This is a genomic window from Marinilabilia salmonicolor (assembly GCF_003003035.1).
GTDB classification, from domain to species: Bacteria; Bacteroidota; Bacteroidia; order Bacteroidales; family Marinilabiliaceae; genus Marinilabilia; species Marinilabilia salmonicolor_A.
Genome location: NZ_PVTS01000023.1, coordinates 46730 through 64396 on the forward strand (window position 1 = coordinate 46730; position 17667 = coordinate 64396).

The following is a 17667-nucleotide window of genomic DNA, read 5'->3' on the forward strand; positions in this document are numbered from 1 at the left end:
CGGAAATCCCGACATACCATATTTTTTGTCAGAAAATGCGGCTAATCTGTCTTTTCATTCAAATTCAAATTGTACCAGTCAATCTTTCTGGAGAAATACATAACCAGTCCAAGGATTATAAAAATGCCTATGCTTCCGATTAGCAATGCGTAATCCTGTAATTGAATTATTACGAAAATGAATGTGTAAAGCACGGCCAGAATTCCTGAAATCAGCATTGTTAATTTTCCTGATTTCAATATTGCCCTTACATAGCCTGATACCAGTAACAAAGTTGATAGAGCAGAAACAATAAAGGCAATATTGTATTTCAGATGCTCAGATATTGATAAAAGTAAGGTGTAAAAAACCACTAAAGCAATTCCCACCAGGATATACTGGATCGGGTGGATAAATATTTTATTCAGAACTTCGATAAAGAAGAATACCAGAAAGGTAAAACCAATAAACAATATGGCATATCTGATCGACCTGTAAGATTTCTGGTAACTATCCACCGGAAGCAGAAGGTCAATCCCGAAAGCGGATTCATCGATTGAGTGTCTGCTGTTGGTCCAGGCTTGAGGAAAATTCCTGTTTAGGTGCAAAACATTCCAATTGGCCTTAAATCCTTTATTGGTGACTTCACGGCTATCCGGCAAAAAAGCACCGTTAAAGCTGGGATTGCTCCAAGCAGATGAGATATTTATATCGGTTACTTTGCCAACAGGCGTAAAATAAAGCAACTGACTACCCTTCAGATCCAGATGAAGATTGAAATTGTACTTTAGGTTGTTATCAGGATTCATTACGAGCTGTGCATTGATTCCACTTTTCACAACATCATTTGAAGAAACTCCCGGGTTAAATGGTATTTCCTTGTTGTTCCATTCTAATGCCACCTGTTCCTCTATCCCTCTTAAATCGTCAATACCAACAACAAACTCGGCTTTATCCAAAAGAATATTTTCTGTCGGAATATCGAAAGTGTTAAAATCCACATTGTCAAAGTTTCCTGAAATATTGATTTTGGAATTGTAAACGACAATTTCATAAATCCCTCTATATCTTTTCTCCGGATTAATGTTTCCGGAGATGTTAAGTTTCGATGGAAGAATGTGAAGATATTCTTTGACCTGAATGACTTTCTCAGTTGAGTCTTTTTTTGAAAACTCTTTTACATATCTATAATACGGAATGGAGATAAAAGGTCCTGAAATAGTTTGCTCCTGCCCCCACTTTGAACTAACCTCAGTGATGGCCTGTCGCTGAGTGTTTTCCCGTTCAAAGATCAGGCTTTCAATCATCGATGTAGGAATAAGCAACAGCAGAGCAATGACAACTATTGCTCCCACCTTAAAATAGATGTTGGTTTTTAGTGTTTTCATAATGACCTTTTAACTGGTTTTAATAGGGTATTAAATTAGCGGCAATCCCAACTCCTTCAAAAATTCATTGTGTTTATCAGTATTCGTTTTGATTCGTTCATTTATTGATGCCAGGCGTTCATTCACTTCTTTCAAGTCAATCTTTTCTTCTTCTGCAGCTGTATTCACATAGCGTGAAATATTCAAATTGTAACCGTTCTTTTCGATTTCTTCCATCGAAACTTTTCGTGAATAACGGTCGGTTTCTTTTCGGTATTTGTATGTTTCGACGATAGATGTAATATTCTCTTCCCCCAGCCAGTTCTGACGCTTGCCTTTCTCAAAATGCTCACTGGCATTAATAAACAGGACATCTTCTTCCTTTTTACACTTTTTCAGTACCAGGATACAAACCGGAATACCCGTAGAATAAAACAAATTTGGAGGCAACCCGATAACCGTATCAATATTATTGTCTTTTAGTAGTTTGGTTCGGATACGCTCTTCTGCTCCTCCACGAAACAACACTCCATGTGGCAAAATAATGGCCATGGTTCCTCCTTCAGCCAGGAAGTGAAACCCGTGCAAAAGAAATGCAAAGTCGGCAGCTGATTTCGGGGCCAATCCGTAACTTTTAAAACGAAAATCCTCGGCCAGAGTGTCGTTTGGTTCCCAACGCAAACTAAATGGGGGATTGGCTACGATGGCATCAAATTCTATCTTTTTGGATGGATTTATCTCGTTCAATATATCCCAGTGATTGAGCAGGGTGTCACCGTGATATATATCAAACTCGGTATCTTTCATGCCATGCAACAGCATATTCATTCGGGCCAGGTTGTAGGTCGTAATATTGTTTTCCTGCCCATAGATTTTACCGGTATTGCCACCACCTTCTTTTATTCGTTTCCTTACGTTCAACAAAAGTGATCCCGAACCACAGGCAAAATCCAGTACTTTGTCGAGCTTACTTTTCTTTCCTGTGGAAGGTTCCTGGCTATCCAAGGTAACGATTTCAGAGAGGATGGTTGAGATTTGTTGAGGTGTATAAAACTCGCCTGCTTTTTTACCGGAACCGGCGGCAAATTGCCCAATCAGATATTCATAAGCATCCCCTAGTGTATCAGTATCGGTAGAAAATTCGGCAATTCCTTCAGCAATTTTCTGAATAATGGTGCAAAGCTTTTTATTCCGGTCGGCTGGTGTTCGACCGAGCTTTTCAGAATTCAGGTTGATTTCTGAAAACAAACCCTGAAAAGAATTTGCAAACGATTCGTTTTCGATGTAGCGGAAACCGGCTTCTAAAGTAATAAGTAATTCCCCATCTTGTGTTCGGGCCAGTTCGGTAATATTACTCCAAAGATGCTGCGGTTTGATTACGTAATGCACTTTTCTCCGCATTTGTTTTTCAAACTCTTCAACATCTTCTGGATTCTCGTAGTACCAAATTTCTAAGGGTGTATTTACCTTTAATTTAGACATCACGTCTATTGGCGTGTCATCAGGGTAATCTCTTCCTAATTCCTTTTTTGCAGATTCTACATAGTTGTGAGATAAGTATCTTAGAAACAAGAATGAAAGCATGTAATCGCGAAAATCGTCCGCATTCATTGCACCTCGTAGTTGATCTGCTATTTTCCAAAGGGTTTTACCCAGTTGTTGTTGTTCTATTTGTGTCATAATTAATTGTCAATTTTCGGAAACAAGCCTTGCATTAAGCCCTTTTTGTGCGACTGCAAGTGCTCTACTTTTTCTGATTGGGCGGTGATTAACTCATCCAAGGCAGATAGACAGGTGGCGATTTTTTGCTGTTCTTTAAAGGATGGAATATAAACCACTAATGTTTTTAATTGATTAGCATAAAGGTGAACAACTGAAATTCCTTGCGCAATTTGTGCAAGCTCTTTTTTCTTTGCATTATTTAAATAATAGGCAAGGAAAACACCATTAATTCTTGTTTTAATGATGTTCAAATCACCACCCAAAGCAACTCCCTCCTTCATAACACAAGAAGCTGTGGCTATATCAATATGAGTTTCGCCGGATGAAGGAATTATTACATCATTCTTTTCACTCAATACTAAAGTTTCACTATTTAAATTTGTGAATGACTTTATATCTCGGATAGTTTCATTGTAATGAGTATATAATTCTCCGTATCTGATACAAGGTAAACTTCCATTTTCCGAAATATCACTTTTGGATATTCCTTTTCCCTTTGAAAATGTTGCAACTTCCCCTAACGTATTATTTACCCACTCTCCATCATTCTCAAACTCCGGAAAACGAAACTTCGGTACTTTTTCACCTTCTTGGGGAAAAAGATTTTGCATCAAGCCTTTTTTGTGGTCTTTGAGGGCCTGAAGTTTATCATTGTGGGCGGCTATCAGCTCGTCTAAGGAAGAAAGACAGGAGGCAATTTTTTGTTGTTCCGGTATTGTAGGAGGTAAATTAATCGGCATTGAAGCGTATTCTGTTCCATTAATGCCTGGCTGTCCACTTCTTGCAGAAATGAAACTTACCCACTTCCAATATTGTTCAGAGTAAAGAAACTGGAAGAGCAATTCTGAATCTATTTTCTTGGTATCTGGTTTTACTCTTATAAGAAACCCTGCAAAAACAAGTTTACCGTCCTTTTTTCTGTATTTGTATGATTTGCCAACACTTGCCCCTGTTCTTGCTAAAACTATATCTCCCTCCGACAGATAATTATCTTCAGTGACATTTCTGTTTACAGAAACTTTATCCCTTGTAATAAATGTTCCATCATCAGAGATATCGGTAATTCTAAGATAAGTTGGCAATTTATCAGAATATGGTGCTGCGGGTGCATTAATTCCATATTCAGGATTTTTTAATAAGCAATCACCTAATATCTTTAATTCCCACTCCCCATCCTCCACAAACTCAGGAAAACGCAATTCCGGTATTAACCCTCCAGCTTTGCTTTTGGCACGTTTTATCACCTTACTCATTGTTCCCCAGTTTTCTAGTGTTATCGTCTGATAAAAGGATTTTCATTTGGTTAATGGCAATTTGATTGAGTTTTTTTAACCGTTCGGGTTGTGGGACATTCTCGTCAATCAGCACGGCATTCAGGTTTTCGAGATTGGCCAGGCACACCAATTGCGAAACATTGGCATAATCGCGGATATTCCCTTTATCACCGGGGTTTTCGTCTCGCCACTGCTTTGCTGTTTTGCCAAACAACGCCATGTTAAGCACATCGGCCTCATTGGCATAAACATAGCTTATTTGTTGAGGTGTAAGGTTATCTGGTATCAGTTTTTCTTTAATGGCATCGGTATGTATCCGGTAGTTTATTTTGGTAAGTTTTCGTTTAATATTCCAGTCCAACTCTTTTTCTTGTTGGCTTTTCAGGTATTGAAATTCTTTAATCAGGTAGAATTTAAATTCAACCGAAACCCAGGAGGCAAATTCAAGGGCAATATCAATATGGGCATAAGTACCACCGTAGCGTCCTGATTTTGCAACTATTCCGATGGCATTAGTAGCTTCAATCCACTTTTGAGGTGATAAAACAAAGTGATTATAACCGGCTTCATTTTTAAACAGGTCGAATTCGACCTGTTTAAAATCCGGATTGTGTAATTTTTCCCAAAGCCCTAATAATTCAATTGTATTTTTACTGCGCATCCAGTTTTTAATGATATCCCTTGGCGCTTCTGGGTTCTTGTGTTTCGCAATATCTGTAATACATATAAAGTCTTTTTGCTCCGATTGCATGAACCCAATCTGCAATCCCTGAACATTTATGTTTTTACTTTTCTTCATTATTTCAATTATTCTCTCAAATTCGGGGAAATAAGAATATCAATTATCGTTGCCTATATTTTAATTGTGCCGGAAATGCCATAATTACAAATTCCTTACTCATAGGCTGCCAATCCTGAAATTTCGCGCCCTTGGGCTAATTTTTTTAATTGTGGTGCAAGGTCCTTCATCAATGCTACCTCTACCTTACTTCTTTGTTTCCATCCTAATTCCAAGGGTTCCAATAGATCTGTGAGTTTTTCCCCGTCAAAAATCATTCGGTTCATAACCTGTTCAACAAAGTCTTTCAGGTCTGATGTTTCTAACCCGTGTTTGTTGGCAATGGCAGCCAGTTCCTTGTGGTACTTCTCAGCCTTAAATGTTTCATAACCTTTCTGCAAAGTCTCCACATCCTTTCCACTTTCCCAATCCAGACTGTTGATGTATTCGGTCAGATCCTCCTCCTCATCCATGAGGTTGGAATTCGATTTCAGCAAACCAATGACCTGCGCCTTGGTCATTTTTTGTTTGGCCGGTTTCTTCTGTGTACTATCAGCAATCAGGTTCATGATGTAATCGTAGTCAATCACCGCAGAAGCAAACAATACAAATTCAAAATCCAGTTGCTGTATTTCTTCCGGGGCATCATCACCCTCTTTTTGCTGTATTTCCCTGAATTGTTTGGCGGTTTCTATGTAGGAGCTTCTGAATTCCTGTAAAGTTTCCTTTGGAAGTATGGCCTCAATCATCTCCTTTTGCTCCTCGTCCAAATCGGTGTATTGGTCCAACTGGGTTTTGAGCCGTTGCACTTCCTTGAAATTTTTCACAAAAGAAATCCGGGCAGCATCACCTTTTAGGTTGTAAACTTCCTGTGGTTCGTTGGCTAAATCATGTTCATGCATGAATTCCCCCAAAGCTTCAACTGCCTTTTGATATTTTTCAATCACCACCGGAGCAGGATCAACCATCCATATTTCTTTGGCCTTGCCGGCATCTTCTCCGGAAAAAAGAGTAATGGCCTGGTTAACGGCATCCTGTTGCGAGCGGAAATCCAGAATATTTCCATAGGGTTTGGTATCGTTTATCACACGATTGGTACGCGAAAAAGCCTGAATCAATCCGTGATGTTTCAGGTTCTTGTCCACATACAAAGTATTCAGGAATTTGGAATCAAAGCCTGTGAGTAACATGTCCACTACAATGGTCAGGTCAATTTTATTCTTACGAGGATATTCTTTATTGCTGAACTTTTGGTCTTTAATGCGTTTTTGCACATCCTGATAGTACAAATCAAACTCATTAAAGCTGTGATTGGTGCCATATTGTTTGTTGTAATCGGCAATAATCTCAGTTAAAGCTTTTTTCTTCTCTTCCGGATTTTGCTTGTTGTCTTCTTTCTCCTGCGCTAAATCCTCCTGAAGCTGTTTAATGTCTGCTGCATTTTTCTGACTTTGCTGGTCACCGTTGGCAGCAATCAATTGTGCCGGTGGCGAAAACACACAGGCAATGTTCAAAGGCACATAATCCGGATTTTCATTTAACTTTTTCTTTTGAATTTCCTTGAACAAGCGATAATATTCTATTGCATTGTTGATGGAAGCTGTGGCCAAAAGTGCGTTAAATTTCCGCTGATTGGTGGCAGCATTATGCTTGTCAATTATTGCTTCTGCTACGGCCTGCTGAGCAAGAGCTTCTCCAGGCTTAGGATTTTGTTTACCCTCCCCTTTAAAATAATCAATGTGAAAACGCAGGACATTTTTGTCATCAATGGCATGAGTTATCGTGTAAGCGTGTAGTTCCTTTTCAAAAATGGTTTTTGTCGTCTTATAGGTCTCGTATTGGTCTTCACGAATTTTTTGAGAGGCATTGTCATCAAAAATGGGCGTACCAGTAAATCCAAAAAGCTGCGCATTTGGAAAAAACTCTTTGATCGCCTTGTGATTCTCTCCAAACTGGGATCGGTGGCACTCATCAAAAATGAAAACCATCCGTTTGTCGCTCAAGGACTCTAACCGTTCTTTATAGTTCCTTTTATATGTGCCATCCAGTGCCAAACCCAATTTTTGAATGGTGGTGACAATCACTTTATCGGCATAGTCGGTGGAAAGTAAACGTCTAACCAAAGTTTCGGTATTCGTGTTTTCTTCCACACTTCCTTCCTGAAACTTATTAAACTCCTCACGGGTTTGACGGTCGAGATCTTTACGATCAACTACAAAAAGGCATTTTTCAATATCAGGATTGTCTTTTAAAAGCGTTGAAGCCTTGAAAGATGTCAGGGTTTTCCCACTTCCGGTGGTATGCCAAATGTAACCATTACCCCTGTTTTGGTGAATGCAATCAACAATGGCTTTTACAGCATAAATTTGGTAAGGCCGCATAACCAGCAATTTCTGTTCACTCTCTACCAATACCATGTACTTGCTAATCAACTCACCGAGGGTGCACTTTTTCAGAAACTTATCTGTGAATGATTCAAGGTGCCTGATTTTCTTATTTTTCTCATCAGCAAGTTGGTAAATAGGCAAAAACTGCTCATCTGCATTGAATTGAAAATGCTGGTTTTTATTATTGGCGAAATAAATTGTATTGCTGCGATTGCTCACAATAAATAACTGCATGAAACACATCAGGGAGTTGCCATATCCATTGCCCGGTTCATTTTTATAGTCCACGATTTGCTGCATGGCTTTCCGGGGCGAAATATCCAGTTTCTTCAACTCAATTTGCACTACCGGCAAACCGTTAATCAAAAGGATAACATCATAGCGTTGATTACTGTTTTCCGTATTAATTCGTAGTTGGCTGACAACCTCGTATTCATTCTTACACCAGTCTTTGATATTGACCAAAGTATAATGTAGTGGCGTACCATCTTCCCTTTGAAAATACTGCCTTTCGCGCAACATTTTAGAAGCTTCAAAAACATCAGGCTCAATAATCTGTTCCCGCAACCTTAGAAACTCACTATCCGTAAGACGAACACGATTCAGGGCTTCAAATTTGGCTTTGAAGTTCTGCTCAAGTGTTTTTCTATCAACAATATCGGGCCGATGAGTATATTTCAGCTCTTTGAGCTGCTCAATTAGCTTTTCCTCTATTTGATGTTCTTTCGTCATACTGCTTTATTGTGTTGCGAAAATTACAAAAAATAATCGCCTATTCCTTGTTTAACAAAAATAGAATTTACATAAAGTCTTTATTTTACAGGGATAGAGAAATTAAGAAGGATGGGAAATTTCATTATCGAACAATATATAAAACCAATATAATTGATCTGATATCTTAAGCCAAAATAAACCTCTTGCATTTTTTACAAGTCTCCAAAGTCATCAAAAAACGCCAAAGGCGATTTGCGATTGTGCTTGGCTGTGTGTTGGATTTTCATTTAATTAACCTTTTAAAGTTTGACCAAAGGATTGAGGACATTCTAAGGAAGTCAACCTCAAAAATAACAGATAATTCTTCGACTATATATCTAATATCCTTAGGTGTAAAAGGTTTCTTATTATACTTAACAAATGGAGAATCTGTTTCCAATAATAATTTATCTAATGGAATCATCTTAATTAATTCTTTTCCAGAATTTGATTTAACCATCGAGTAATTAACAGAAAAGAAATATCCATTTTTGATAGCTTGATTCAATGTAATTTTACTTCCTGAATACCAATGCAAGATTACTTTACCGTTAAACGAGGCACCTATAATTGATGTAATTTCATCTGCACTTTGCCTTGAATGGATTGTTAGTATTTTACCTCCAATCTGGTTACATCGGTCAATAAGCTCAGTAAAGAAAGATACTTGAAGTTCTTTAAAATCTTTACCTGTCTTAAAATCTAAACCTACTTCCCCAATGTATCTGGTTTCATTTAACAATGTCCACATTTGAGGAATGTGATGTTTGTATTGAAAAAGTAATTCAGGGTGAAATCCTAATGCAGGTCTTATATATTTTGATGAAATTTTTTCCTTTAGCTTAGAATAAAGTACAGGTAAATTACTAACTGCGATGGTGTATATCTTATTTTCTTCAACCTCTTTGACTATATCACTAACAGATTTGAATAAATCTAAATGAAAATGAGTGTCGTATAAGTAACTATCCATTGTATTTATCTAAAAGCTCAGCTAGTTCATTCATTCCACTTACATAGAGTTTTTCAAACTCATATTGCTTATATAAAATAGGACCAGATTCCTGAATTTTAAATATTGTTTTAGATGAAGAATTTTTAAAATCCAGAATCCCAATTTTGTATGATTTAAGGTCAATTGGAGCGTTATTCCCTAAATTGAAATTCACATTCTTATATGATGAATAATCGACACTATATGCCTTTTCAATAGCTGCTCTACGTATTACACAAGGCAAGCAAGTACCACAGTGTATAGGGGCTTTTGCCTTATCATATCGAGCTTGGTCCGGGTGAGAACATGACATTGTCTTCGAAATGTTTTCTTTTAGGAAAGCAGAGTCAATACATTCAATAATCATCTCTCCTTTTGTTTTGAATTGGTAAGGATTATTTAACTCAACTTTGATATCTAGATTATTTAGTAGGGTTTGTAACATTCCCATATAATATGGATGAGTTGTTCTTGTACTACTTGTTCCTAATCGTGTGTTCGTAAGTGGGATGTTTAATGAAATTAATCCATTCTCTGGGATAAATAGTTTGGTCTGTTCATTTAAAGCAGAAGCTAAAATTATTGCGTGCGTAAAGAACATAAATGAGCGAGTCCTTGTCGAATCTTCTATACCACCAACAGGTGCTGCGTGAAAATTAAAAAATTGCTTATCGGTAAGAGCATACTTCTCACTAAGAATTGTTTTTACATTATTCTGATATTCAATAACACCTTTACCTCCACCATAATGTCCTATAAAAGCGATATTCTTTTCTTTGCCTAATAAATCAATTGCACCAATAAAAGAATCCAATCCTCCTGAAAGCATACAAAATGCTAATGGTTTATAATTTTTCCTAGATTTTTCCGCACATTTTTTTACTCTTAACTCCTTATTGTTTAATTCCCTTTTTCTGAATTCAAATTCCCATAAATCCCCACTTAGGAATGATACCATTTGTTCGAGCAATTCTTTTTGATTGTTCCATTTATCAGGTTCTAAAACAGGCATGTATATTTTGAACCTTCGAGTCCATGAATCAAAAGTATCTTTTCTAAGAACTTTTCGGTCGGCATAATATACCATCAATGAAATGTAAAATAAGTCAAGTGCCTCATCTGAAAAGAAGTTTGGAAACTGGCAGAGCCTCCTTACAGTTTGATAAAATGTCCAATGATATTCCTTTTTATCATTTAGATTAATATTAAAAAGACAATCCTGAACGGAAAAATTATCTTCATCATTTAATCTGCATATAATTTGAATCATAGTATATCCTCCATAACCTTATAACATTGTTCGTAAAGATTCTCGACCTCTTTGTTCATTTTATTGTTAAAATCAATTTTAGAGAAGTCTTTATCTTTTAATGTTGTTTCTACTTTTGAATTGATATATTCTTTTAACTCTTTCTCCTTACTTATTGCATCAGCAGGAGAAGTTGATTTTGATTCAATACGACTTCCTAAATCATTAATAATTCTTTCGTAAATATAGGATTCCACTTGTATCGGAATCATTTCGTTCAAAAGCTCCTTATCAATCTTTTCTAAAGTAGTTATGTCATTGTTTTCATCGTCAAGTTTTTCATATAAAACTTCCATTGTACGAAGTAATGCTTTTCTTGCAACAGAATCTTCTTTGGTTACAGGAATGGGTGCTATTCGATTTATAACATCTGTTAATATTTCTTTTGCAGTTCTTCCCTCATATTCAACGTTATATTGAGATAATGTTTCTCGAATTCCTTGCGTTGAACTACTGCTTAAAAATTGTCCTAAACCCGATGTTGAACGAATACCGCTTGACGCAGATTTTGCAGCGCTTTTTGAGCCTCCATGAGCTTTAACATAACTTGAAACAGCTCTTTTGAAGTTTCGAGATGCGCCAGAGGCATACCGAGACATAAAGTTTTTAGCATTACTCCAGTTATTCTCATTGCCGTTTGAGTCTTGATTATTACCACTGTTTTCATCGTTATTATGGCTCTGATTATTTTCAGCAGAATCTCCATCAGTATTATTATTCTCTTGGTCTTGAGAATTATCATCACCATTCTGTGAGTCAGGATTTGTGGTATCATCAAAATCATCAGGTAATAATGGATTCCCGGATGGTCCGGTGTACATACTTGAGGTTCCCATATTTTTATTTTATTTCATTACCAATTGCGTTTTTTAATCTTGGGTTATCTTTTTGCCATTTCTCAAGGAGTTCATTTATCTCCAAGACTTTATTGGATGTTGAGGCAAATTCTTTTATCCGTGGAATGAATGAAACTTTAATATTACCACTTGGTATTGCATTTAAACATGCAATAGTATCGGTATAGTTTTCGGGTCGGCTTCCACCCCAAGAAATGAATGACTTAAATAGCTCGGCGGAAATATCAGATGCTGTTTCAATCTCTGAAATAACTGCTCTTAGTACTTGGGCTGATTCAAAATCGCTTATCAAATTAGCTTTTTTTAGAGCTTCGGTTCTTGCAGAATCACTTCCTGACAATAATCCAGATAAAATATTTTCAGCTTCAAGGCTTAATTGTTTTATTTCACTAGTACTTCTTAATTGAAGACTCTCTCTTGAAAAGTAGAAGTAAGGTTGCAAATTAGTTTCACTTAATTTAGGTTCTATTTTAATCCAATTTATAAACCAGTCATCATCTTTCCAGAGCTTTAGCTTTTCAACTTTATCCCATTTATCATTTTCAATGTATTTTATTTCTTCAGGCAATCCCTTTTCATTTGATTGCATTTCGCCAAGCTCCTTGAATACATTATCCTTAAAATATTCGAGTAGCATAAGTTTTGACAACACTTTCTTATCAAGGTCAATCTTCTTTATCTTAGCCATTGTGATCCGCATGGAAAGCGAATTTAAAAATCTTTTACAGTGCCTTGGATTACCGTTCAGTCCTTTAGAAAGTACAGCAGAAAGTTGATTCGCCAGTGAAATCACTTCTTTTATTTTTTCTTCTTCATTCGGAAATCTTCCTTCGACTAAACTAAATGATATTGTGAAGTTTAAGAAGTCTTTTTGTCTTTCCTCTTGAATAAATTCAAGAACAGGTGCATGTTTTTCTTTCAATTCATATTTTAAAAGAAGGCACATTATATAAAACTGTACCTCCTTTACCCCAAGCTGGGGTATTTTAACTGGATATTGGATAATCTTTTCTAAATATTCTTTTCCAATGTCAATTTTATTTCCTTTTATTTCAGGAAATTTTTTCCGAACGGCGTACATTACTTGACGTTCATCTGCTCCAATAATAAAGGAAGTTCCTTCAGTAAAAAGAAATAAGCGTATCGCCTCAAAAGTAGCAAGAATTGTATCCGGATTACACCTGTCCAAATCATCTATAAAGATTACTAATCGTTTGATTTTAGTCTCTTTTAGCAGTTCTGAGAAATCACTATGGAAAGTTTTCAATTTTTTTCGTATCTCATCACTTTTCAATGTTTTACTTAGCACGTCTTTAATATCTCCTTCTGATAAATCTGAAGCTTTCTCTTTTACTTTTGAAATTACTGATTGCATCGTGATGTCAGCAACTGTTCCAATTCCACCTGTTAATAGAAAGCCAAGACCATATTCAATCCCTTTACTTGCTAACTTAAAAAAGTCTATATTTTTGTATAGTCTTTGAATCGCATCTTTAGCTTTGCCAGTAGGTGTTTTTTTACCATTGATTTCGTCTAGTATTGTGCCAATCAAAGCAGTCTTTGCATCTTCATACCCCTCAAATAGCCAACCATTGAATTTGAGACAGAGATAATCCTTATTCCTTGATAACTCGCTTAATGTCATCTCTATTAAGCTTGATTTTCCGCTTCCCCAGTCACCATAAACACCAATACTGGATGGTGATAGCTCATCGTTTATTATAATATTTTTTGTAACACCAATTAGATAATCAAAGTCAAGTAAATCTATATTTGTTTCGCTATCTTTCCACATATTAAAATACTACTTTATTTCTATAAAATTGGGTAGGAAAATTGCACTCTTTTGCAAATGTGCAATGTGTGTTGGTTTCCTCAACTGTCCCGAAGGACCGAACTGGGGTGGAAAACAAATTTTTTATTGCACCAACCTTCAATGAATATGCTAATATTTTAATCTGTCTTTTCAAAATTTATTCTCATGTTTTTATGTTAGATTCTGTCTTTTAGCCGTGTTGTGTTTTCGTGCTTTTTTTTGTCTGTCAATCCGTGCGTTGAAAAGACATGCTCTTTAAGCAAATTTGGTTGTGCGGTTGATATGTGCGTTTGCTTAATGTGCATGGCTTAGTGGGTCGGATATAATATTTTTACACCTTCTCTTTTTAAATCAGGAAAAGCAATAATAGGCATCGGTAATTCTTCTGCTTTTGTATATGAGGTTGGAATAACTTCAGAAGTCAACAAATATGATACTATTTTTATTGGATTCTCAATTTTTAAGAAAGCACAAACTTTATCAGTATTGTTTTCTAACCATTTATGCCTTTCGATATGTTTCTTTATCATTCCTTTCCCCCCTTCACGACCAAGATAATTATCCATTTCATTTTTCATTTCATGGATGTTTTTAGCTTTATTGGTGTCTTTACATTCTAGACTCCAAACAAAATTAGTTTCAGTATCAAACACCATAATATCTACATCACCATACTTCTTATCTGCTTGCAGGTGACCATTTGGCGAAATATCAACCTCGTAGTCTATCACTTCAAAGTTTTTATTTCCTTTAAGCCAATCCTTTACTTGATTGCGATATTCCTTACCTTTTCTTTCTCGAAATGTTCCTAATAGTTTTTCAATATTTTCACCACCGTTATTAAGTTTACCTTCATGCAACAAATAGTGAAGTTGTTTTTGCGCAGAAATTGCATTTCTAAAACCCCAAGTTAATTTTGATTTGCCTTTATCATTAGTATGCTTTATTAGGAATCTTCTAGCGAAACTAAATTCGCGATTATATTTCCAAGGAAAGACTTCATTGTTTTTATAGCCATCTGGTGCTTTCAAATAATCTGGTCTTTCTGAAATTGAAAAACGCATTATTCCATTAACAGCTTCATTTTCGGGCAGTTTAAATTCTTCAACAAGTTTCTTTACTAATTCAGATTCAGACATTGATATTGTTGAACTTTCGCTTTCAAGACAAAGCATATAACATGAAAAGCAGAACTTGTATATATTCAAATAACTGATTCCCCAGTCTTCAAGGAATGCATTATCAATATCATTTAATTCTTTATCTTCATCAGTTTCTTTTTCTGAAGTTTCTACTGAGAAATTAGAAATTTCAAATCTATTTTCAAAGTTTGCTAAATACTTATCAACTTCTTCTTTTGTATGAGCTTCAGCAAATGGTTTAAGCTTATCATCAAAAAACTCTCTTGAAATTCCAATTCTACCTGACTTTAGCTTACCGATTTTTGGATTTGCAAGTTTAAAATGAACTGCATCACTTAGGAAACCATAGTTTGCAATTTCATGCATCAAAACTAGTAATCTATCAATGTCGTCAAAACTTGCTTTTATAGAACCTTTTGTTGGTGTAGATGCAATATATTCGATTAAACACCTTGTTGCTAAAGATGTTTTAACAAGCTTATTTTCATCATCTAAGATTTCTTTTAACTTTCCATCCAAATCTCCAAAACACAAAATTTGAGCAGGAATTAGTGTTTTGTTATGTTCTCTCTTCCATACCAATGTTTCATGTAGCTCAATTAATGCAGTTAATAAAAACTCAAATTCAAACTCCTTAATCTCTTCGGATAAAGCATTTAAAAGTAATTGGGTAGCAGTATTAAAAAGCTCTTTTTTATCTTCAGGTTTTTCAATGTTTACAGGAATTGCCTTTGTTTGCTCAATTAATACAGGCAATTCATCTAAAGTCCTTTCAATCTCGGAATTGCTAATGTATTTTGGGCTTATCAACCACCTATTATCAATTAACTGGTCTTTCTGGCTATCTGATAAAAGTATCATTTTAGCACTTCCAAGTGGAATTAATTTTTCTAAACATTGATTTATAAACTCATCAGAAAATTGGATTCCATCAATTAGGTTGAATGCTTTAAGTAAAGTTCTTATCATTTCCCTTTCTCCGTAATTATTACTACCAATAAATGTTTTTATTTTGGAAAAAGGAATTACAAAATCAAGGGTGAAACCATCCAGTGAAAAAGTATAATGATTATCGTCTGAACTCTCAATTATATCCTTCGTTTGTTTGTTTTCAAAAACAGCATCATCAAGAATAATATTAATTTCAAAGAAATTTGAAATATTAGCTTCTAATAAAGATGAAATCTCGCTCTTTAGCTTAAATAACCAAAATGCTATCGCTTCTGCAAAATTCCTCGCATCAACAACCATTTCCCTATTTTGTGCTTGATGATTCGTTATCCATATAGGAAACTTGAAGGCTTCTAAGCAAATCGCATAATATCCATAGCGATAAAGTGGTCTATATAATGGTGCATAGTCCGCATATTTTTCACAAGGGATAAATGCCCTTTTACCTTCAACCTCGCCTAAAATACCATGTCTATTCTTTTCAATTTTTGCATCTTTAATTAGTCGACTTCCATCACCAGGCACAATGGTCATGAAATTCGGTCTAGCATCATCTCCGAAATAGAAACTTTCATCATTAGACTTATAAATTGAATAAATATCTAATGTGTCCGATATTGTTGTTTGTGTTGTTTGGGAAAATCGTTCATAAGATTTCGCATACTTCAACAAACTTAAATTATTCCATTTTTCAGAGGAACAAAGTAAATTAAATTGATGTATGGGTATTGCTAAACGATACTCGTCTTTTTGTGGTCTCTCAAACATTAAATACAGATTTCGCCCCATCATCTCATAATTAATCAGAGTAAGTATCTTGAAATCCTTGAATAATTCGTTACTTTTCAGGGCTGAGACTACTTCATTAATTCGTTGATTTAAGTCAAAATCACCATTAATAGAATGATTAACTTTATATTTACCTTCAATACTACTATTATGTAAGTAACACGAATAGGCAATTCTATTTGTGTCAAATTGATAAACTCTTTCTTTTAATATATCAGTATGGGTATTTTCAGGTAGTGAAATATCAGTTAATTGCCAATCCATTTTGTTACAAGCTCCCCATTGCTCATACCATAATTTATTATGATATAATGAAACTAATTCTTTATTGCAATTATACTTATCACTTAACCTAAAAATAAATTCATTTAAAGCATTTATCTGATTTGAAATCAAAGCAAAGTAGTATCTATCATCATATGATACAATAGGATAATACAATAATGGATTTAAATCTGGGTCGTCAATTGAAAATCTTTTATCATTTGGCGTAATAACAAAATCATTTACAATTCTTGGGTCAATACCATGATTTTCGCAAATACTGTATATTTCTTCTTGACTAAATGATGTGTCCTTTAAATCGAATGAATATTCTAGCTTACTTTCTCCTTCAACATCTCTTATATTTCCTGAAATGTTAAACTTTTGAGATAATTTTTGTCCTAGATTTAAAATTAGAGTTATCCCACTATATACATGGTTTTTAAATTCATCAGGCAAAGTGCAGTCTTGGGAAAATATACTTTCAGAAAGGGTTTTGAATATTTCTACAGCATAACCATAAATCCCAGAGAAAACAGTATAATTACCACCATAGAAAACTACATTTTCACAAAATAGATTTTCGGGCAAGTCCTCCATCGGATTGTATTCATATTCTTCATCAAGGTATTTTTTAAATAAATTCAAATCACCTTTAGCTTTTTCATTCAGGTTTTGAACAATATGAGTTACTATTTTTTCTATGCGTAAATTTTTCCCATGATTATTAGGAACTAATTGCAGTCCAATTACAAAATCTAATAACTGAGCAGAATTATTAGATTCTATAAATTCAAATGTTTTATTAGGTTTTTCTTCATGAGGCGGTGTAAAATCAAAACTGCTATTTAAAACCAGACAGCATTTCTTATATTTTTTCCCACTTCCACATGGACACGGGTCATTTCTTCCTATTTTTTTAGTCATAACATGTTTATCGTTATTGCGTGCGTCGGCAAAAATTTGGCTCTTTTGCAAGCTGAAGCATCAGCTTGTGGGTTTGGGCTTGCAAATGTGCCAAATGTGCGTTGGCTTTTGTTGCACGGTCTTTCTCAGCATGAAACACAACGTCCCGGCTATATGCGCCTGGCCCGTGGCTTTCAGACCCGCTGTGACTTTATCAGCTTGAACGCATAGGAGAGGGTAAAACAGAACCCCCAATATGCTGTGGATGCCACGGCTGGCGTATAATAGCTTTGTTGTGTGGCGTAATTCATTTATTGTCAGATTGTTTTTTGTTATTCCATTCCTTCTTTTCTGTTCTCTTTTCAAAATTGTTTTTTTA

The 17667-nt window shown here is 35.3% G+C and carries 11 protein-coding genes; all 11 read right to left on the reverse strand.

Annotation, left to right across the window (positions count from 1 at the left end; all coding sequences use genetic code 11):
- Positions 1-41 precede the first annotated feature (41 nt).
- Positions 42-1367, reverse strand: coding sequence for a cell envelope integrity protein CreD (gene creD, locus BY457_RS17490; RefSeq protein ID WP_106154618.1), 1326 nt, complete (start codon positions 1365-1367; stop codon positions 42-44).
- A 30-nt stretch (positions 1368-1397) separates the two neighbouring features.
- Positions 1398-3026 carry a type I restriction-modification system subunit M gene (locus BY457_RS17495; RefSeq protein ID WP_106154619.1) on the reverse strand — a complete coding sequence of 543 codons (1629 nt, stop codon included), beginning with the start codon at positions 3024-3026 and terminating at the stop codon, positions 1398-1400.
- Positions 3027-3028: 2 nt separating this feature from the next.
- Entirely contained in the window at positions 3029-4321 is a 1293-nt protein-coding gene (locus BY457_RS17500; protein WP_106154620.1) for a restriction endonuclease subunit S, read from the reverse strand.
- Positions 4314-5141, reverse strand: coding sequence for a KilA-N domain-containing protein (locus BY457_RS17505; protein ID WP_106154621.1), 828 nt, complete (start codon positions 5139-5141; stop codon positions 4314-4316). Before BY457_RS17505 ends, BY457_RS17500 begins: the two co-directional genes overlap by 8 nt.
- Positions 5142-5236: 95 nt before the next feature.
- Positions 5237-8239, reverse strand: a complete 3003-nt coding sequence (locus tag BY457_RS17510) for a type I restriction endonuclease subunit R (protein ID WP_106154622.1) — start codon at positions 8237-8239, stop codon at positions 5237-5239.
- Positions 8240-8504: 265 nt separating this feature from the next.
- Positions 8505-9233 carry a Qat anti-phage system TatD family nuclease QatD gene (gene qatD / locus BY457_RS17515; RefSeq protein WP_106154623.1) on the reverse strand — a complete coding sequence of 243 codons (729 nt, stop codon included), beginning with the start codon at positions 9231-9233 and terminating at the stop codon, positions 8505-8507.
- Positions 9226-10524 carry a Qat anti-phage system QueC-like protein QatC gene (gene qatC / locus BY457_RS17520; RefSeq protein WP_106154624.1) on the reverse strand — a complete coding sequence of 433 codons (1299 nt, stop codon included), beginning with the start codon at positions 10522-10524 and terminating at the stop codon, positions 9226-9228. The genes qatD and qatC overlap by 8 nt, the downstream gene beginning before the upstream one ends.
- Positions 10521-11399: a Qat anti-phage system associated protein QatB gene (qatB, locus tag BY457_RS17525; protein ID WP_106154625.1), complete on the reverse strand. Its 879-nt coding sequence runs from the start codon at positions 11397-11399 to the stop codon at positions 10521-10523. Before qatB ends, qatC begins: the two co-directional genes overlap by 4 nt.
- 4 nt (positions 11400-11403) lie before the next feature.
- The gene (locus tag BY457_RS17530; RefSeq protein WP_106154626.1) at positions 11404-13215 is read right to left on the reverse strand and encodes a KAP family P-loop NTPase fold protein; all 1812 of its coding nucleotides are present in this window, start codon (positions 13213-13215) and stop codon (positions 11404-11406) included.
- A 329-nt stretch (positions 13216-13544) separates the two neighbouring features.
- Positions 13545-17309: a YecA family protein gene (locus BY457_RS19170; protein WP_219885181.1), complete on the reverse strand. Its 3765-nt coding sequence runs from the start codon at positions 17307-17309 to the stop codon at positions 13545-13547.
- A gap of 60 nt (positions 17310-17369) precedes the next feature.
- A partial coding sequence (locus tag BY457_RS19175; RefSeq protein WP_219885182.1) for a hypothetical protein occupies positions 17370-17667 on the reverse strand: 298 nt, incomplete at its 5' end.